At 37.4% G+C, this 19,990-nt stretch carries 12 protein-coding genes; 5 read left to right on the forward strand and 7 right to left on the reverse strand.

What is annotated here, in order from left to right:
- Position 1 precedes the first annotated feature (1 nt).
- Entirely contained in the window at positions 2-2,182 is a 2,181-nt protein-coding gene (locus O9A_RS05485) for an RNA degradosome polyphosphate kinase (protein ID WP_034459468.1), read from the reverse strand.
- 277 nt (positions 2,183-2,459) lie between these two features.
- Between O9A_RS05485 and O9A_RS07770 the strand changes: the two genes are divergently transcribed.
- Both O9A_RS07770 and O9A_RS05495 read left to right on the forward strand, forming a co-directional pair.
- Positions 2,460-2,699 (forward strand): zinc-finger domain-containing protein, encoded by a 240-nt coding sequence (locus O9A_RS07770; protein WP_084790502.1) that lies wholly within the window; start codon positions 2,460-2,462, stop codon positions 2,697-2,699.
- A 32-nt stretch (positions 2,700-2,731) separates the two neighbouring features.
- Positions 2,732-3,994: an FAD-binding protein gene (locus tag O9A_RS05495; RefSeq protein ID WP_034459473.1), complete on the forward strand. Its 1,263-nt coding sequence runs from the start codon at positions 2,732-2,734 to the stop codon at positions 3,992-3,994.
- A gap of 420 nt (positions 3,995-4,414) precedes the next feature.
- On the opposite strand, the gene dnaE is transcribed toward O9A_RS05495, so the two are convergent.
- The gene (gene dnaE / locus O9A_RS05500) at positions 4,415-7,903 is read right to left on the reverse strand and encodes a DNA polymerase III subunit alpha (RefSeq protein ID WP_034459475.1); all 3,489 of its coding nucleotides are present in this window, start codon (positions 7,901-7,903) and stop codon (positions 4,415-4,417) included.
- Between the two features lie 301 nt (positions 7,904-8,204).
- Between dnaE and recG the strand changes: the two genes are divergently transcribed.
- Positions 8,205-10,313: an ATP-dependent DNA helicase RecG gene (gene recG / locus O9A_RS05505; protein ID WP_034459477.1), complete on the forward strand. Its 2,109-nt coding sequence runs from the start codon at positions 8,205-8,207 to the stop codon at positions 10,311-10,313.
- A gap of 934 nt (positions 10,314-11,247) precedes the next feature.
- Here the strand turns inward: recG and glmS are convergent.
- The 5 genes from glmS to erpA all read right to left on the reverse strand — a co-directional run bounded on the left by glmS (position 11,248) and on the right by erpA (position 16,798).
- Positions 11,248-13,071, reverse strand: coding sequence for a glutamine--fructose-6-phosphate transaminase (isomerizing) (gene glmS / locus O9A_RS05510; protein ID WP_034459479.1), 1,824 nt, complete (start codon positions 13,069-13,071; stop codon positions 11,248-11,250).
- A gap of 173 nt (positions 13,072-13,244) precedes the next feature.
- A complete protein-coding gene (glmU, locus tag O9A_RS05515; protein ID WP_084790503.1) occupies positions 13,245-14,591 on the reverse strand; it encodes a bifunctional UDP-N-acetylglucosamine diphosphorylase/glucosamine-1-phosphate N-acetyltransferase GlmU in 1,347 nt (448 codons plus the stop codon).
- Between the two features lie 16 nt (positions 14,592-14,607).
- Positions 14,608-15,396 carry a cytochrome c biogenesis CcdA family protein gene (locus tag O9A_RS05520; RefSeq protein ID WP_034459483.1) on the reverse strand — a complete coding sequence of 263 codons (789 nt, stop codon included), beginning with the start codon at positions 15,394-15,396 and terminating at the stop codon, positions 14,608-14,610.
- 46 nt (positions 15,397-15,442) lie between these two features.
- The gene (locus O9A_RS05525) at positions 15,443-16,462 is read right to left on the reverse strand and encodes an RgsD C-terminal domain-containing protein (protein ID WP_195890921.1); all 1,020 of its coding nucleotides are present in this window, start codon (positions 16,460-16,462) and stop codon (positions 15,443-15,445) included.
- A gap of 12 nt (positions 16,463-16,474) precedes the next feature.
- Positions 16,475-16,798 (reverse strand): iron-sulfur cluster insertion protein ErpA, encoded by a 324-nt coding sequence (erpA, locus tag O9A_RS05530; protein WP_034459485.1) that lies wholly within the window; start codon positions 16,796-16,798, stop codon positions 16,475-16,477.
- Between the two features lie 110 nt (positions 16,799-16,908).
- On the opposite strand from erpA, the gene O9A_RS05535 reads away from it, so the two are divergent.
- Positions 16,909-18,111, forward strand: coding sequence for a deoxyguanosinetriphosphate triphosphohydrolase (locus tag O9A_RS05535; RefSeq protein WP_034459487.1), 1,203 nt, complete (start codon positions 16,909-16,911; stop codon positions 18,109-18,111).
- Between the two features lie 30 nt (positions 18,112-18,141).
- On the forward strand, positions 18,142-19,893 hold the full coding sequence (argS, locus tag O9A_RS05540; protein ID WP_034459489.1) for an arginine--tRNA ligase: 1,752 nt from the start codon (positions 18,142-18,144) through the stop codon (positions 19,891-19,893).
- Positions 19,894-19,990 lie beyond the last annotated feature (97 nt).

Below are 19,990 nucleotides of genomic sequence, written 5' to 3' on the forward strand. Positions count from 1 at the left end.
TTCAGTCTTTATATAGTCCGACTTGCTGCCGATACAACTCAACCAAACGCGCAGTAGAAGAGTTAAAAGACCTTTCCATCCCTGAAAAACCCGCATTGGCCATAAAATACTCCTGCGCATTAAATGGGTTTTCACCTCTTTGAGGTATTACACGTTGTGACGTTCCATCGTTTAATATATCAAAGCTTTGTTGATTATCAATGATATTCGCTAGCATAATTTGTAAAAGAATCTGCTGACGAACCGTTTTATTAAAAACTGGAACCAATATTTCAATACGGTAATCAAGATTACGAGGCATCATATCAGCGGATCCGAAATAAACAAGCGCATTCTCACCTGGTAAATCTGCACCATTACCAAAACAAAAAATACGACTATGTTCAAGAAAACGCCCTACAATTGATTTGACACGAATATTATCGGAAATTCCTGGAATACCAGGACGCAGACAACATATGCCACGCACCACCAAATCAATCTGCACTCCCGCTTGACTAGCACGATATAAAGCATCAATTATTTCAGGATCAACCAATGCATTGACTTTCATCCAAATAGCAGCAAGATTCCCTTGCCGCGCATTGCTAATTTCTCCTTCAATATGCTCCAAAATACGACTGCGCAATGTTAAGGGTGAAAAAGCAATCTTCATTGCTTCATTTGGGCGTACATATTCAGCAATATAATTGAATAATAATGCAACATCATGAGCAATATCATCATCAGTGGTAAAAAAGGAAAGATCGGTATAAACTTTAGCATTAATGGGATGATAATTTCCCGTTCCAAGATGAACGTAAGAGCAAAAGCGTTTTCCTTCACGTCTCACAACGAGTGACATCTTAGCGTGTGTTTTTAATGCAATAAAACCAAAAAAAACCTGAACACCCGCACGCTCAAGATCACGTGCCCAACGAATATTGGCTTCCTCATCAAAACGTGCTTTAAGTTCTACCAAAGCTGTTACCGACTTGCCCTGTTCAGCAGCCTCAATCAAAGCGCTTACAATTGGGCTATCATTTGATGTGCGATAAAGAGTTTGTTTGATTTCCATAACATCAGGATCACGAGAAGCCTGACGTAAAAACTCTACAACAACATCAAATGATTCATAAGGATGATGAATTACGATATCATTTTGACGAATAGCTGCAAAACAATCACCCTTATGCCGACAAATACATTCAGAAACACGAGGATTATAAGGAGAAAACTTTAAGTCATTGCGCGAAATAGAAACAATCTCTGAGGCCATATTAAGCGCTAAAAATCCATTAAGAACATTGATACAATTATCAGAAACAGCAAGACTATTGGCGATAAATTGGCGTAAATGCTTCGGCATTTTCGCCTCAAATTCAATCCGAATTACCTGCCCACGACGACGCCTTTTAAGCGCAGTCTCAAAAAAATGGACAAGATCTTCAGCCTCTTCTTCTACTTCAATATCACTATTACGAATCACCCTAAATGTACCAATTCCCTTAACTTCATGATCAGGAAATACATGACACATAAAAAGGCTTATAACATCTTCACATGCAATAAAACGAAAACGATTGTCCTCTTGAGGAAGTAGAATAAAACGTCTCAAGACCATTGGGAGTGGCAACAACACTATAAAAGAGTGTTGGTCAGCACAGCGAAATAATTGAAGAGCAACGGAAAGCCCTAAATTAGGAATAAATGGAAAAGGACGAGTAGGATCAACAGATAAAGGTGTCAAAAGAGGTAAGATTGTATCTAAAAAATATTTTTCAATCCATGATTTTTCAACTTCTGAAAGCTCAGCAGAACAAATAATTTCAATATCATTTTGTTTTAATTCATGACGTAAAATATTCAATTCTCGTAGTTGATTATCCTGCAAACACGAAATCTCAGCTAACACAAAATCAAGCTGCTCCTGCGGTGTACGACCATCTGCACTGCACGCTGTAACTCCAGCACGAATTTGATTAGCAAGTCCAGCAACACGAACCATAAAAAATTCATCAAGATTTGTTGCTGAAATTGAAAGAAACTGCAGCCGCTCTAATAAAGGGTTCTTTGAATTAGCAGCTTCCATTAATACACGATTATTAAATTGTAGCCATGAAAATTCTCGGTTAATAAACCGCGCTGGATTTTTCATTGTTACATCCGACATAAAAATCTGATCTACAACCGTTTTTTTCATATATTCTAGATATTTTTCCCTGTATACTCTCCAAAATCCTTATGAAGAAATATATCATGTAACGCTTTACGATATATTATCGTAATCACAACATATCAATACTCAATTTCCCTCATAACATTTACATTTCACATTTTAAAACTATCGTAATCATTCCTATAGACCAATTATCTTAAAAAGCATCTTGCATTATTATAAGCTTTATCACAAACTGTGCATATAAAATAGATGATCCAAATAATGCCTTATCAGGTAATCTATCCGGAGTTTGTACACCATGGATGACCATAACATTCCCCATTTCCAAAATGACCTTGGATATAAAATAATCGAAATTGGTGTAAAAGAGTTTATGTGTGTAGGTACCACACAACCATTTGACCATCCCCACATCTTCATTGACATGGGATCAGCTGATGAAAAAATTTGCCCTTATTGTTCAACGCTTTATCGTTATGACCCCTCGCTATCATACGATCAAACAAACCCAACGGGATGTTTATATAACCCTAAATAATGCCTTCTTTTTCAAGCTCAAGAAAATAACTCATGGATCAATCACCAATCATCGTTGGAGGTGGTATTGCTGGTTTAAGCTCTGCTTTGGCACTCGCTTATAAAGGAATTGCAAGCACCATTATCGAAAAACGCAAACAACTTGAAAGTGTAGGTTCTGGTATTCAGCTTACTTCAAATGCGACGTGCATTTTTGCGCGTTGGGGCATTCTTAGCAAACTCATAGAAATGGGTATAATTCCACAATTTCTTCAGTTAAGAGATGGAGTATCTTTAAAAACACATTTACACGCTAATCTTCTTAATTTATCAGAAAAAAATTGGAAGTCCCCCTATCTTATAATTCATCGAGCGGATTTACAAAAAGTTTTACACAACGCTGTTATTGAAAATCCCCTTATCAAATACAAAACAGGTGAGGCTGTTATATCATCTACCCACACTACAAACCGCAGTATTAACATAAAAACAATAAAAACAGATGCAGAAACGAAAACAGAACACTACCAGTTTTATTCAACGTCACTCCTGATCGGATGTGATGGAGTTTGGTCAACACTACGACAATTGGCACCTTTTCATGAAAAAGCAAATTTTAGTGGCTTTATTGCTTGGCGTGCAACAACAGAATCTGAAAATCTTCCCAAAAGCTTTCGTTCTGTACTACAAAATATAAAGACAATTACTGCCTGGATGGGACCAAAAAATCATCTTATTATCTATCCCATTCACTCATCAAAAAAACTTTTTAATTTTGTAGCCATTACGCACGGAAAAAATATAAAAAAAGACTGGACACATAAAGGAAAAAAAGAAGAGCTTAAATCTCTTTTTAAAGATTGGAATCAAAAAATTTTACAAATTTTTGACCATATCGATGAATGGAGCTATTGGCCGCTATTTCAAATGAAACACAATCGTTTTTTAGGTTTAGAACGACAAGTATTTGTTGGTGATTGTGCACACGCAGCACTCCCTTTTGCAGCACAAGGAGCAGCTATGGCAATAGAAGATGCCGCTACATTAGCAGAAGTACTTTCTCTTAAAGATTTATCATTAATAAAATCTCTTGCACTTTACAAAAAAATACGCACTCCTCGCATTACAGCAGTAAAAAAACGTGGAGATTTTAACAGAATAGTCTACCATGCAACCGGCCCCATAGCGGTTGCACGTAATTTTATCATGAAAATTCGCACACCAGAAAGCATCATGTCAAGTCTTGATTGGCTTTACACGTATGATGCTATGAACTTAACAAAAAATGAAAGAAATATATGGTTTAAAAAATTATAAAATTTAAAATCCTAAATTACTTTTGTCTCTCACGAACGATTGACTCAAGTTTTTTAAATGTACCCTTAATAACAGTCATAAACAAACGCCAACGTTCATCTAGTGTTGCCTTTACTCTCTCACTCAAACAGTTTATAATTTTCGTATTCACTCCCCCTATCGATTGAACTAAAATCGTGCAATTTTTTATGATAGATAAGAGTACGTGAGACAGAAAAACATTGTAAAATCAAACTGCTTGATATTGTACGGATGTTAATGATGAGAAATCAATATGTTAATAGGGAACAAATCGCTCCTCACTGGTCTCAAAAAAAGCAAGATCTTTTAGAATCTACAATTTGATTCGAAACTAAATTTTAAGTTGCCAAGAAAATAACAGCGCTCCTTTAAATAAGGAGTTACCTCAGAGCTCTTAATTTAAGTCAACTCCACATCGACAACACCCTGAATTGACTTCAGAGCATTTGCCACACGCAAATTTACCTTATACCGCTTTGGAAGCGTAATTTCGACTTCCCGTAATCCATCCTCTTGAATCAGAATAAGCGCTACTTCTCCATTTCCACTAGGACTTAAATTTTGTTGAATTTGTGGAAGCATATCAACCGTTTTGATAAAGAGACGCATCATTTTATGATGCTGTGTTGATTCCTTTTCCAAGGATTGAGCCGTCTCAAGTCGCAAACTAATCCCCTCAGAGCGATTTTCTGCACTCACCGTAATAATAAAAGATTTCCCGAGTTCTAATATCTCCTCATAATCCGAAAGTGCCTCGGAAAAAAGAACTGTTTCATATTGTCCACTCGTATCAGAAAAATGAACAATCCCCATTTTTTTACCAGATTTTGTTTTACGCACTTGTTTTGCCACAACAGTTCCAGCAAGCCGAGCAGCAGTTGCGCCAGCTTTGACGGCATTGGCAAAATTAATCCAACTCTGAATACGTTTTTTAACAAGAATAGCTCGATACTCATCCAGAGGATGAGCAGAAAAATAAAAACCTATTGCTTGAAACTCTCGATGAAGTTTTTCATCCAGTGACCAAGGAGAGGCTTGAGATAGAATCAAAGGCTCCTTTAACACACCCGTTATACCAAATATATCAATCTGTCCGCTAGAATTATTATCGAGAATACGAAGTGCACGGGCATGAAGAGTTTTAAGGCTTGCCAATAAAACTTCACGTGCAATATTAAAACAATCAAAAGCACCAGCACAAACCAAACTTTCCATTGCACGCTTATTAACAATACGAGGATCAATACGCTCACAAAAATCTTCTAGATCCTTAAAAACCTTATTTCCACGGCAAGCAACAATATGATCAACAACCGCTTCGCCCACACCTTTAATGGCGGCAAGAGAGTAATAAATACAGTTATCACCAACCTCAAAAACACGATGTGATGTTTGTACACAAGGTGCAATAACTTTAATACCCAATCTTAATGCTTCACGCCGAAAATCATTTAATTTCTCGGTATTCATCATATCATATGTCATCGAAGCAGCTAAAAACTCAACGGGATGATGTGCTTTCATATAAGCTGTTTGATAAGAAATAATTGCATAAGCAGCAGCGTGAGATTTATTAAAACCGTAATCTGCAAATTTTGCTAAAAGGTCAAAGATAATATCAGCCTGATCCTTATCAACACCCCCAGCAACAGCTCCATTCACAAAGCGCGTACGCTGTTTTTGCATTTCTGTATGGATCTTTTTTCCCATAGCACGACGCAATAAATCCGCTTCTCCAAGCGAATAACCAGCAAGCACCTGAGCAATCTGCATCACCTGTTCTTGATATACAATAACGCCTTGTGTTTCTTTAATCAAATGGTCTATTTTAGGATGAATAGAAGCAATTTCTTCTTCTCCATGCTTTCGTGCATTGTAGATTGGGATATTCTCCATCGGTCCAGGACGATAAAGCGCAACAAGTGCAATAATATCTTCAATACGATCTGGCTTCATGCCAATAAGCGCCTTACGCATACCAGAACTCTCAACTTGAAATACGCCAACTGTTTCACCACGTGCCATCATGGCGTAAGTAGTTTCATCATTTAGAGGAATATTCGATAAATCTATTTTGATACCCTTTCGTGCGACAAAATCTACTGCCATCTTCAAAACAGTCAGCGTTTTTAATCCAAGAAAATCAAATTTTACCAGCCCAGCTTGTTCAACATATTTCATATTAAATTGTGTAACAGGCATATCGGAACGAGGATCACGATACATTGGGATAAGCTCTGATAGCGGCCGATCACCGATAACAATCCCTGCAGCATGGGTCGATGCATGACGATAAAGTCCCTCCAGCTGAAGCGCTATATCTAATGTACGCCCAACGATGGGATCCTTTTTCTTTTCTTCTTCAAATTTCGGTTCATCCTTAATGGCATCAGCCAATACAATTTGACTTCCAGGCGCAGCAGGAACTAACTTTGTAAGATAATCCACCTGACGATAAGGCACTTCTAAAACACGACCAACATCACGCAATACCGCACGTGCTTGCAACTTACCAAATGTAATAATTTGAGCGACTTGATCACGACCATATTTTTTTTGAACATAATGAATAACTTCTTCGCGCCGCTCTTGACAAAAATCGATATCAAAATCCGGCATAGAAACACGATCTGGATTGAGAAATCTTTCAAAGAGAAGAGAAAAACGCAATGGATCAACATCGGTAATCATCAATGCGTAAGCCACAAGTGAACCAGCACCAGAGCCACGTCCTGGGCCAACAGGAATATCATGAATTTTCGCCCATTTTATAAAATCCGAAACAATAAGAAAGTAGCCAGAAAACTGCATGCGCGTAATAACTGAAATTTCATAATCAAGCCGCTGCTTATAATCTGTAATCGTGTATCCTGCAGCCAATCCAATTGTTTTAAGTCGCGTTTTTAAACCATCTTTAGCCTGATTTAACAATTCTCTATCTTCTGCTTCTAAAGTAAAACTCGAATCAACAGATTGCTCTATAAAACGAGGCAAAATTGGCTTTCGAATTGGCGTAGCAGTATGACAACGCAATGCAATTTCAACACTGTTTTCTAGAGCTTCTGGAAGATCAGAAAACAGTGCAACCATTTCATCTTGTGACTTCAAATAATGATCTGATGTCACACGTTTGCGATCTGGATTAGAAACAATTTGTCCTTCTGCAACTGCCATCAGCGCATCATGGGCCTCATACCCTTCTCTATTCAGAAAAAAAGCCTCATTCGTGGCAACAAGAGGAATTTCATGTGCATATGCCAACTCAATAAGTGCAGCTTCTACTTTTTGATCAAAAGAGCCATGCCGTTGTAATTCGACATAAAGACGATCATAAAAAATCTTTTTCAAATAAGTTAAGCGTTCAACAGCACGTTCTTTTCTATCTTCTGCCAAAGAAAAATTAATAGGCCCTCCTCTCCCACCAGTCAAAGCGATTATTCCTTCACTATGTGACAACAGCCAATCGGCTTTGATATGGGGAGGATCAGTATCACGCTTATCAAGATAAGCACGACTAACAAGACGAACTAAATGAGCATAGCCGACTTCATTGGCCGCTAACAAAACAACAGAGCAGAAATCAGAAGGATGACGCCATTTAACTAAACGCAGATTATCATTTTCATCGCCAAAATCAATTGTGAGCTGACAGCCTATAATGGGTTGAATCCCGTGTGAAAAACAATATTGCGAAAACTCCAAAGCACCAAATAAATTATTCGTATCCGTAATTGCAACCGCTGGTGTATGATCTGAAATTGCATGTTGAATAATTTGTGGAATTTTTAAAGCCCCTTCAAGCAATGAATAAGCTGAGTGTACCCTCAAATGAATAAAGCGAGGAAGAGATTGTTTTTCATCTCGTATTTTACTTTTATCTTCTAACACTCTGATAATTTCCCACTACAAAAAAATAGTAGCCCTCATCTGCCTTACAAGAGAAAGCATTTTATACTAAAATTATAACAAAGAAACACACAAAAATAAAAAGGAGGAGATCTTACAGAATAGTACGAATATTAGCTCTTTTTCCTTTTATACTGTTATCTTATCCATTTTAAAAAACTTCATTTTATGCTAAAATTCAAACTGTAAATAAAGCAACTTCCCCTGGGATATTCAGTGGGTTATCCCCAAAAAGCTCTTTTAAAACACTGGAAAAAACAAAAAGAGCAAGCTAAATTTCCTTATGCTTCCAGACCTTATTCGTCCTCTTTTTACCTCTGTGCGTACCCTGCCAAGAATGAGCCCCAAAACATATGGCTTACTGGCCAAAATCTTAAACATTAATGCTACGCAACGTGAACCAACCATTATTGACCTTCTTCAATTAATGCCTCATTCCGTTATAGACCGTAGAATGCGGCCCAGTATTGCTTTTGCACAAGAAGGAAACACCGCTACTCTTGAAATCGTTGTTGATCAACATCATTCGCCACCCATTGGCCGTAATCGATTGCCCTATCGCGTTAGCGCTCATGATCAAACAGGAAAAATAAATTTAGTGTTTTTTCATGCACAACCTCCTTGGTTAAAAAAACAACTGCCTGAAGGAAAAAAAGTCATTGTATCTGGTAAAGTTGAGCGGTTTAACGGACAACTTTCCATGATACATCCCGATCATATTGCCCCAAGTGAGCAATTAAACCAAATGCCTTTGATCGAACCCATCTACCCTTCTACTGCCGGATTATCAGCAAAGATTCTAAGGCGTACAATACAAAATGCTCTTGAATATATTCCTCTCTTACCAGAATGGATAGAAGAAAGCGTCAAAAAACAGCAAAACTTTTCCTCTTTTCCTGTTGCTTTAGGTCGCATACATACCCCTATTGATCCCAATGATTTAACCTTAGAAAGTACAGCACGCAAACGTCTTGCCTATGATGAATTGCTCGCTTGTCAATTGGCTCTTGGGCTGGTGCGTTTGAAAACAAAATCTCTTTCAGGAGCTTCTCGCCCACCAACAGGAAATTACACTGAAAAATTGCTAAAAATCTTACCCTTTCAACTTACAAATGGACAAAAAAAAGCAATACAAGATATTGCTAAAGATCTCGCTTCACCAGAACCCATGCTAAGGCTTCTTCAAGGTGATGTAGGAGCAGGAAAAACCGTAGTTGCACTCATGGCAATGGCACAAATTGCTGAAAATAGAGGACAATCAGCTTTAATGACCCCAACAGAAGTTCTTGCCAGGCAACATTTTGCAACAATTGCACCTCTTGCTGCAAAGATCGGATTACAAACAATTCTTTTAACCGGACGAGAAAAAGGAAAATTGCGCACAAATATCTTGAACGATATTTTATCAGGCCAAGCTTCTATTATTATCGGAACCCATGCTCTCATACAAAATAATGTCACTTATAATAATCTTGCTTTAACCATTATCGATGAACAACACCGTTTTGGGGTACATCAACGCCTTGCCCTTACAAAAAAAGGTCATAAACCTGACATGCTGGTAATGACTGCCACTCCAATTCCACGTACATTAGTCTTGACAGCTTTTGGTGATATGGATGTTTCTAAAATTACCGAAAAACCAATGGGACGACAACCAATTACAACAGCAATACTTTCTTTGAAACGTATTGATGAACTTATAGAACGAATTTCCATTGCATTAGAAAAAGGAGAAAAGCTCTATTGGATTTGTCCTTTAGTAGAAAAATCGACAATTCTTGAACTCACTTCCATTGAAAGCCGTTTTGCTATGCTCCAAGAGCGATTTGGAACATGTGTTGGTATGATACATGGAAAAATGTCGACGGATGAAAAAGAAGCAGTTATGGCATCTTTTAAATGCGGCAACATATGTATTTTAGTTGCAACCACAGTCATTGAAGTGGGAGTAGATATTCCAGATGCCTCAATCATCATCATCGAACATGCAGAATATTTCGGGCTTTCACAACTGCACCAATTACGTGGACGCGTCGGACGAGGAGACAAAAAATCCTCCTGTCTTTTGCTCTACAAAGATCCATTGACAAAAATGGCGGCAACACGCCTTAAAATTATACGCAATACAGAAGATGGTTTTAAAATTGCTGAAGAAGACTGGCGTTTACGAGGAGAAGGAGAGCTTTTAGGAACACGACAATCTGGTATGCCTGAATTCCACATAGCAAATCTTGCAGTACATGGTGATCTTTTGTTACTGGCGAGAAGAGATGCACGTTTATTTTTACAACGTGATCCTCACCTTTCTTCAGAACAAGGACGAGCTTTACGTTTACTCCTTTATATTTTCGGACGCGACGATGCTACACGCCTATTACGAGCAGGATAACAATAAAAACCATTCACATGAACGACCCAAGTGGGCTGGGTATATAGAAAAAACCATTTAAGATAGTTCATAATAGGCATATTGAGCCTTTCTAAAATCTTTCCTCTTTGTTCAAGAGATTGAGACAGAAAAGCAAAAGCTTGTTCATTGTTTTTATTCTTGAATGTTTTGTAGGCTTATTTTTTCTTTTCTCCTTTATCTAAATTCTCAAGCATCTCTTCAATGTCTGCCTGTTCTTCCTGCTTTATCCAATTTTGATATCATTCCTCTTGAAAGGTATACACAGATTTCAAAGCTGCTTGCATGACAGGTGATTTCAGTGTTGACGGCCTACCTATAATGGCACTCCAGAGATTAGAGACAACTTTCCAATCATCATGCTGTTTTGATAGCTATTCTAATACTATTACCAATAACAGCAATCAACCCACATAAAGCAGAGACAGCAATAAAATCGAGAAAGAATTGTTGACGGTTAAAAATATCATAAATATACTGATTTCACGGTAATGGAACTTGCGCAAGATGAAAGAGCTGAAGGTATTTTACCAAGCGATCAATTTTTGCAATGCTCTTTCGTAAGGAATGGCTTCTAAACAAGCAATCTCATTTAAAGAAATGTTATCGTTATCCTTTAAAGGGGAATTTCGATTGTGGTTTTTTTTACATTACTTTCTTTCATCATTCCTTCTTAAAAAAGTAATGAAAATTGAAATCGGTTCCATGAGGAGCACTTTTACTTTTGCTTTAAGTATTTTTCACCTTGGAAATGATGATTTATCCTTATAAATCAATGAATTATACCTCGCACATCTGCTCTCTTTTGTGACATACACAAGAAAACATTTCTGCTTCTAAAATAGAAAAGATAAATTTATAAATTAATTTTTTGTATTCCTAATTATTCTCCCCAAGTTTCAAGAATACACACTTTTCACTCAACAGTAACTGATTTTGCTAAATTACGGGGTTGATCAACATCCGTTCCTAATAAAACAGCTGTGTGATAAGCAATTAACTGAATAGGTAAAGCATAAATAATAGGCGCAATAAATTCTGGAATATTTGGCAAAACAATAGTTGACAAGGTATCAAGATGAACTACCTCTGCCCCTCTTTTATCAGTTATCAAAATAATACGACCATTGCGCGCTGCTACTTCTTGCATATTAGAAAAAGTCTTTTCAAACCACCGATCATAAGGTGCTACAACAATAACAGGTATTGCCTCATCCACCAATGCAATCGGCCCATGTTTTAACTCACCCGCCGCATAACCTTCTGCGTGAATATAAGAAAGCTCCTTCAGTTTAAGCGCGCCCTCTAAAGCAATTGGGTAAGAGGTACCACGGCCCAGATAAAGAACACCTTTTACGTTTACTAAATTGCGACAAATCTGCTCAATTTTGTCATCTAGCTTTAAAACCTCATTTAAAATCCTAGGAATTTCTGCCAATTGTTGAACAAACTGATACTCTGCCTCCTCTGAAAGGAATCCACGTTGCTTAGCAGCATCAAGTGCCATTGCAGAAAGCGTTGCCAATTGACAAGTAAAAGCTTTTGTTGAAGCTACACCGATTTCTGGACCGGCTCGTGTTGGCAAAACAAAATCAGCTTCCCTTGCCATTGTTGATTGTTCAACATTCACAATTGTTGCTGTTTTTACACAATGTTCACGACAATAACGCAAAGATGCCAATGTATCAGCTGTTTCACCAGATTGAGAAACAAACACTGACAACACATCAGAATTTATGGGTGGTTCACGATAACGAAATTCTGAAGCAACATCATTATCAACACTTAAAGCAGCAAAACTCTCAAACCAGTATCGCGCAACTAAGGTTGAATAATAAGCCGTTCCACAGCTTGCGAAGAGTATTCTATTAATTTTCTTCCAATCAATCAAATTTTTAAACGAGCGGACCGTATAATTTCCAAGATCAAAGTAATGTGCTAAGTTATGAGAAATAACTTCAGGCTGTTCAAACATTTCCTTGTGCATGAAATGGCGATGATTACCCTTAGAAACCAATAAAGCCCCTTCAAATAATGGTGTGGTAGGACGTTTTACCGGTTGATTGTCTGCATCGTAAATTGTTACACCTTCCCGTTTCAAAACAGCCCAATCTCCATTTTCCATATAGCTGATACAATCTACGAATGGAGCCAAAGCAATTGCATCCGATCCGACAAAAAACTCATCTTTTCCATAGCCAATTGCCAGCGGAGGACCAGAACGAGCAGCAATCATAAGATTCTCTTCACCCTCAAAAATAACAACAATAGCAAAAGCCCCTTGCAATCGTTTCCAACTTGTTCGTACCGCTTCTTGCGGAGAAAGACCACTTTTTAACGCGCACGTAATTAAATGAGCAATAACCTCTGTATCCGTCTCTGTTTCAAAAATACAACCATACTCAATGAGTTCTTTTTGCAATTCTACAAAATTTTCAATAATACCATTATGAACAATCGCAAGTCGTTCCGTTACATGAGGATGAGCATTCCGCTCCACAGCAACTCCATGCGTAGCCCAACGCGTGTGGCCAATCCCTAAATTTCCTTTTAAAGGTGTTTTCTTTAATTTTTCTTCTAAATGAATAAGCTTACCTTCAGCGCGTACACGATAAAGATTTCCATTATGAACAGTTGCAACACCAGATGAATCATACCCTCTGTACTCAAGACGCTTTAAACTATCAACTAAAGAGGATGTAACACATTTCTTTCCAAGAATTCCGATAATTCCACACATTAAAAAACTCCAACTCACATCTAAGATTTATATAATCTCATAAAACAATCAAATTATCTTCATTCAAAACTTTAAAGTAATCACATAAATCAAACATATAAGGCAATATCTAAAATAAGCCTCCTACAAAATTTTCAAATCACCATAAAACAAAGAAAATAAACTGAAAACGATCACTTTTTCTGTTGATTTGCTGATAAACGCGCACGCAATTTCGTTGCATAATCCTTTTTCGTCACTTGTCGTGCACGCCCCAAAGCTATACTGTTTACAGGAACGTCTTCAGTGATCACACTGCCTGAGGCAATATAAGAACTCTTCCCTATCACCAATGGAGAAACAAGTGCTGCATTAGATCCAATGAAAGCATGATCACCAATCACAATTTTATGTTTATGAAATCCATCATAATTGCAAGTAATAGTCCCAGCACCAATGTTGACCTGTGCTCCAATTTCAGCATCGCCGATATAACTCAAATGATTAATCTTGGAGTCCTCTCCTATTTTAGCTTGTTTGACTTCACAAAAGTTTCCAATTTTTACCGATCCTGCCAACTCTGTTCCAGGCCGCAAACGTGCATAGGGTCCAATCCGCGCATTTGTACCAACCACAGCACCCTCTAGATAACTAAATGCATGGATAACTGCACCAGATTGTACTTTGACACCTAGCCCAAAATAAACATTTGGCTCAATTACCACCCCTGGTTCAATCTCCGTATCATAAGAAAAATAAACCGTTTCTGGTTTAAGTATTGTGACACCAGTCAACATTAAATCGTGTGCTTTACGTTTTTGCCATAAAGAATCAACCTCAAAAAGCTCAAAACAGTTATTAATTCCTACAATGTTGTCAAAAGGCACTTCAACCACACGAACATCTAATCCTTCCTGCGATGCAATAGAAACAATATCTGTTAAGTAATATTCTCGCTTTGAATTATTGTTATCAATCTTCTCTAAAAGAGAAAGTGCATACTTTCCATTAAGAGCTAATATCCCACCATTACAAAAAGAGATTTTTTTTTCTTCATCGCTGGCATCTTTTTCTTCTACAATCGCGATAAGTTTACCATTTTTCTCAAGAAGACGCCCATAACCTGTCGGATCAAAAGCACGAAAACCGGCAACAACAACGTCTGCTCCACTAGCAAGCTGCGCACGAACCTGTTGCAATGAATCTTGCTCAATCAAAGGCGTATCACCCAAAATAATGAGAACATCATCGGTTCCTTTTTGCAAAGCTAAGCGAGCAGATAAAACAGCATGCGCTGTTCCTAAACGTTCTTTTTGTTCAAAAATCATTGCATTTTTTACAAATGATTCAACAACGTGCACAACATCTTTCGCACCAAAACCCACAACGACTGCTAATTGTGAAACACCGGTTAATTCTATTTGTTTTATGACGTGGCATACAACCGGCAATCCAGCAATTTTATGAAGCATTTTAGGAAGCGACGACTTCATACGCGTCCCCTCACCTGCTGCAAGAACAATAGAAAGACAACTTCTCATCATAAAACTCATTAAGTTAGCGGGAAAATCCTAAAAAATTCATAATATTATGCCAATGGATAGCTTCAATTTGACTCAACAAAGGGTAATGTTCTAAAAGCCAAAATGAAAAATCCTGCATAGAGCCTGTTAAAAATAAAATACCCGTAACAACTAAAAAAATACCAATAATTTTCTCAACTTTTCCTAAATGAATACGAAAAGCTCCTAAAAATCTCATAAAACTGCTCGAAAATAAAGCTGCCATCAGAAAAGGCACACCAAGCCCTAAGGCATAAACCCCTAAAAGAACAGCTCCCTCACTCACAGTTTCTTTTGTTCCAGCAAGTGTTATGATGGGTCCTAAAATTGGGCCAATACAAGGTGTCCAACCAAATGCAAAAGCTAAACCAATAACGTAAGCGCCTAAAGAACCAGAAGGGATTTTCTGTATTTGAAAACGTGCTTCACGAAATAAAAAAACAATTTTGAAAAGACCCAAAAAGTTCAAACCAAAAATAATAATGATAATTCCAGCAGCAAGTGCAAACCAATCACGATAATAAGCAATAAACTTTCCAATTGTGCTTGCACTGGCACCTAAAGCAACAAAAACGGTTGCAAAACCCAGCACAAAAGCAATAACAGAAGACAAAAGCGCCCAACGTATAAACACTCTTCCATTACGCTCTTCTGAACGAAAATCATCAACACCAATGCCCGCCATATAGCATAAATAAGGAGGAACCAACGGCAAAACACACGGTGATAAAAAAGATAATACACCAGCAAAAAAAACACTAACTGTTGAAATTTCTACAATCAAAACTCTCTATCCGCTTTTTATAACGGTTTATGCATATGCACAACCATCAATCGATTTCTTCATCAATTTTTTGCATATTTTGTGCTTTCGCCACCACATTTATATCTTCATCATGGCCAGAAACAACCGAAAAAACTTTTTGATAAATTTGATCTTTATTCTTAGTAATCGCAATATACTCTCCCTCAGCTAACACAAGCGAAACATAAGCACCAACAGTCTCATAAATAATATCACCAGAATCATTGGTGATAGACCAACTTGTATCGGCAAGAGCTTCCCCTCCTTCTTGCCGTACCAATTTTAAAACGATTTGAGCTGCCTGATGTTCAAGAGTTACTTCCGTAATTTTACCTGCATCCACTTGAATATCCGAATGAACAACAGCATTAATGGAACCATAATGGGAAGCAACATGATAGCGACCAGCTTTCAAACGTACAATGGAATGAGGTTTAATATTTGATAGAATCACACCAGTATCATCATTTTCTTTCTCATCCTCATAGAGAGTAAAACGTAATTCCTTTTCATTAACTGTACCATTTAATAATGTGGCATTTAAAATAACACCACCAGCATCAAGATTAAAATTTTGAATAAGGCTCTTTCCATTTTCTAAACTTACATGGCGCACCGCACTTGCATGACCAAAGGAAACATGGATAAGATAACTTCCTGGTTCTAAATCAAAACGTGCACTACCACCTTCATAAGTTGCAATCAGTGGTAACTTATTGTCAACTCCTAGGATAGGAGCATAAACTCGCCACACAAGCCCTTTTAGAATATTTTCACTGCCACTTGTTAATCGAGCATGCAATATAAGTTGGCTCTGAGGAACTAAATTTTCTTTTTCAGTGTTTTGAGATTTTGAAATAAAACTTCTTGATTGTTTTTGTTGACGCTCTTGCTCCTCTCCTTCTTGAGAAAAGACACAATGACTCCAAATCAATAAAGTAATAAGTGCCACGCCTAACCACAAACATTGGCGCAATATTTTTGTAAAGACATCCATTCTTGCATTGTTGACCAAAGCGATAATCTTTTCAAGAAGCAATACCACAACGTCACCATTCTAAATTGAAAAACTTATACCGCAACCGCACGATGAGATAGCATTAGGATTATGAATTTTGAAATACTGCCCCATAAGATCATCAACAAAATCAATTTCAGCCCCTTCCATAAAGGGAAGCGAAAGTGAATCAATTAAAATAGTCGCCCCATTTTTTTGAACAACAAGATCATCTTTATTAGCTTTAGAAACCAAATTATATTTATAAGAGAAACCTGAACACCCACCACCTTCAACGGAAATACGTAAACCTATTTTATCAGGTTCACTTGAAAGTATCTGTGCAATCCGCCTGGCAGCAACATCTGAAATATTCACACTCATTTTTTATATATCCTTGCATTAAACTGTCAAGAAAGAGTATCCTAAACAGGAAGTTTATTCATAATACAATAATCTCAATTTAAATTTAGGATGGGAATGGATAGCTTGCAATGAATATAAGCAAGATCAATTTCAATTACCAATTTCGAGCGGTATATAGTGCCAACCCGCAAAAAAGTCGTGGCAGATTATTCCATGAAACTATGAATATTCTACGATCACCTTTTCAACGAGATAGAGATCGTATTATTCATTCTAACGCATTCCGGCGTCTTAAACATAAAACCCAAGTGTTTATTGCTGATGAGAGTGATCATTATCGTACTCGGCTGACGCATTCAATAGAGGTTTCTCAAATTGCACGAACATTAGCTCGTACACTCTATCTTGATGAAGATCTTGCCGAAGCTATTGCCCTTGTACATGACTTTGGACATACACCTTTTGGCCACGCAGGAGAAGATGCCCTTAACGAAGCAATGGCACCTTATGGCGGCTTTGATCATAATGCACAAGCGTTACGCATTGTTACAAAACTAGAACAGCGCTATGCAAATTTTGATGGACTCAACCTGACTTGGGAAACACTCGAAGGACTTGTAAAACATAATGGCCCCCTTTTAGGTCCTTATGCTAACAACAAAGATGTTCCTATCGATATTCTACAATATAATGCAAAGCAGGATCTTCAGCTCAATTGCTTTGCTGGACTAGAAGCGCAATGTGCTGCGATTGCTGATGATATTGCTTATAATGCGCATGATATTGATGATGGGTTACGATCGCAATTTTTAACACTTGATCAGTTCGAACAAGTTTCACTCACAGCAACATTATTAAACGACATAAAAAAAGAGCATCCACAACTCGATCAAACTCGACGCGGTTATAAACTAGTGCGCAGACAGATAACAACCATGGTTGAAGATATTATCAAACAATCACAAGAAAACTTAGCACGAATCAAACCAACAAGTATAAGTGATGTTCACCAAGCAGAACAAACCATTGTTACTTTCTCTCCCAAAATGGCCGCTTACGAAAAGGAACTAAAAGACTTTCTGTTTAAAAACCTTTATTATCATGATCAAGTGCTCAATCGTCGCAATGCAGCAAAACGCATTGTACAGAAATTATTCGAATGTTATTATAAAAATCCACATGTAATGCCTGAAAATTGGCACAACAAAACAGCTCACTTAACAAATCAAGAGTTAGCGCGTCTCATTGCTGATTTTCTTTCAGGTATGACCGATCACTATGCTCTACGTGAATATCAGCGTTTATTTGACTGCACAAATAATTTTGTTTAATTGCTTTTGAATACATAATGGAAGTTGAATATGAATGTCTTTAAAAACTTCGAAAAAAAAATTAAAAAATCACTAGAGTCATCTGATATAAAAAATGGAGAAGATTTAGATTTATCAAAAATCACCGTTGATTCTCCACGTGACTCTTCGCATGGGCATTTATCAACCAACGCTGCCATGGTGCTTGCGAAAGCTACTGGGCTTAATCCGCGTGCACTTGCAGAAAAAATCATAGAACTGCTCAAAAATGATCCCTCTATCGAAAATATTAATGTTGCCGGACCTGGATTTATCAACATCAAGCTTAAAAAATCATTTTGGCAAAATGCAATAAAATCCATGCTTGAAAAAGGTATATCTTATGGACGTATTCCCATAGGACAGGGAAAGCGCATCAATGTTGAATATGTATCAGCAAATCCGACAGGGCCTATGCATGTAGGGCATTGCCGAGGTGCTGTTGTCGGAGATGTCCTCTCCAACTTACTGCAATTTGTCGGCTATAACATTACAAAAGAGTATTACATCAATGATGCGGGTAAACAAATTGAAGTCCTCGCCCATTCCGTATTGTTACGTTATCGTGAAGCTCTTGGACAAAAAATCAATGAAATCCCAGAAGGGCTGTATCCTGGTAAATACTTGATACCATTGGGTCAATCGCTTGCTCAAGAATTTGGCGACAAATTACTCATTATGGATAAAGAAGAAGCTCTCTCTATCGTGAAAGAGCGTGCGATTCATGCAATGATGTCAATGATTCGAAAAGATTTAGCTGCCCTTAATATTTATCATGATATCTTTTTCTCTGAGCGGATGCTTTATGCCAATAATGCGCGCGCTATTCGTAATACGATTAATGACCTTACTTTAAAGGGATATATCTACAAAGGTAAGCTCCCACCACCAAAAGGACAAAGTACAGAAGATTGGGAACCACGTGAACAAACTTTGTTCCGTTCAACAGATGTTGGAGATGACCAAGACCGCGTCTTAATTAAATCTGATGGTTCTTACACTTATTTTGCTGCCGATGTTGCTTATTTTCGTGATAAATTCAATCGCCATTTTGACGAAATGATCTATATTTTAGGAACAGATCACGCTGGTTATGTAAAGCGGTTGGAAGCAATGGCAAAAGCAATTTCCAGTGATAAGGCTAAATTGAGTGTCTTCTTATGTCAATTGGTAAAACTCTTTCGTAACGGTCATCCTGTACGCATGTCGAAAAGAGCAGGATCATTTGTCACTTTACGCGATGTTGTAGAAGAAGTCGGTAGTGATCCAGTACGTTTTATGATGCTATACCGTAAGTGTGAAGCACCTCTTGATTTTGATTTTGCAAAAGTTACAGAACAATCAAAAGATAATCCCATTTTTTACGTACAATACGCAAGTGCACGCTGTCATTCAGTCTTTCGTCAAGCGCAAAAAATCCTCCGTATTGAAAATATTTCAAATGATAAAATGATTGCGCATCTTAACAGATTAACAGACGATAATGAGATATTCTTAATACGCAAACTTTCTGAATATCCACGCATTATTGAACAAGCCGTAGTTCATAAAGAACCACATCGATTGGCATTTTATCTCTATGATCTTGCCTCCAGCTTTCATGCCCATTGGAATAAAGGGAGCGATAATCTCGATTTACGCTTTATTCAGCCTGATGATAGGAGTCTTTCATTTGCCAGATTGGGCTTGATACAAGCTATCATAAATATTTTATCATCAGGACTTGCAATTGTGGGAATCAAAGCAGCAACAGAAATGCGTTGAAAAAGTTCTACAAATACATAAAATGGGTACTTTATTGATAAATTTTTTCGTGTATCCTTTATAGGAGGATGAAAAGTTTGTATTTGAAAATATAAAA

It is taken from the genome of Bartonella koehlerae C-29 (assembly GCF_000706625.1).
GTDB lineage: Bacteria > Pseudomonadota > Alphaproteobacteria > Rhizobiales > Rhizobiaceae > Bartonella > Bartonella koehlerae.

Excerpts from the sequence above, each read along its gene's own strand:
- O9A_RS05535 (WP_034459487.1), top strand. The coding sequence starts at position 16,909 with ATGAATATAAGCAAGATCAATTTCAATTACCAATTTCGAGCGGTATAT.
- glmS (WP_034459479.1), bottom strand. The coding sequence starts at position 13,071 with ATGTGTGGAATTATCGGAATTCTTGGAAAGAAATGTGTTACATCCTCT.
- recG (WP_034459477.1), top strand. The coding sequence starts at position 8,205 with ATGCTTCCAGACCTTATTCGTCCTCTTTTTACCTCTGTGCGTACCCTG.
- argS (WP_034459489.1), top strand. The coding sequence starts at position 18,142 with ATGAATGTCTTTAAAAACTTCGAAAAAAAAATTAAAAAATCACTAGAG.
- O9A_RS05485 (WP_034459468.1), bottom strand. The coding sequence starts at position 2,182 with ATGAAAAAAACGGTTGTAGATCAGATTTTTATGTCGGATGTAACAATG.
- O9A_RS07770 (WP_084790502.1), top strand. The coding sequence starts at position 2,460 with ATGGATGACCATAACATTCCCCATTTCCAAAATGACCTTGGATATAAA.
- erpA (WP_034459485.1), bottom strand. The coding sequence starts at position 16,798 with ATGAGTGTGAATATTTCAGATGTTGCTGCCAGGCGGATTGCACAGATA.
- O9A_RS05495 (WP_034459473.1), top strand. The coding sequence starts at position 2,732 with ATGGATCAATCACCAATCATCGTTGGAGGTGGTATTGCTGGTTTAAGC.
- glmU (WP_084790503.1), bottom strand. The coding sequence starts at position 14,591 with ATGAGAAGTTGTCTTTCTATTGTTCTTGCAGCAGGTGAGGGGACGCGT.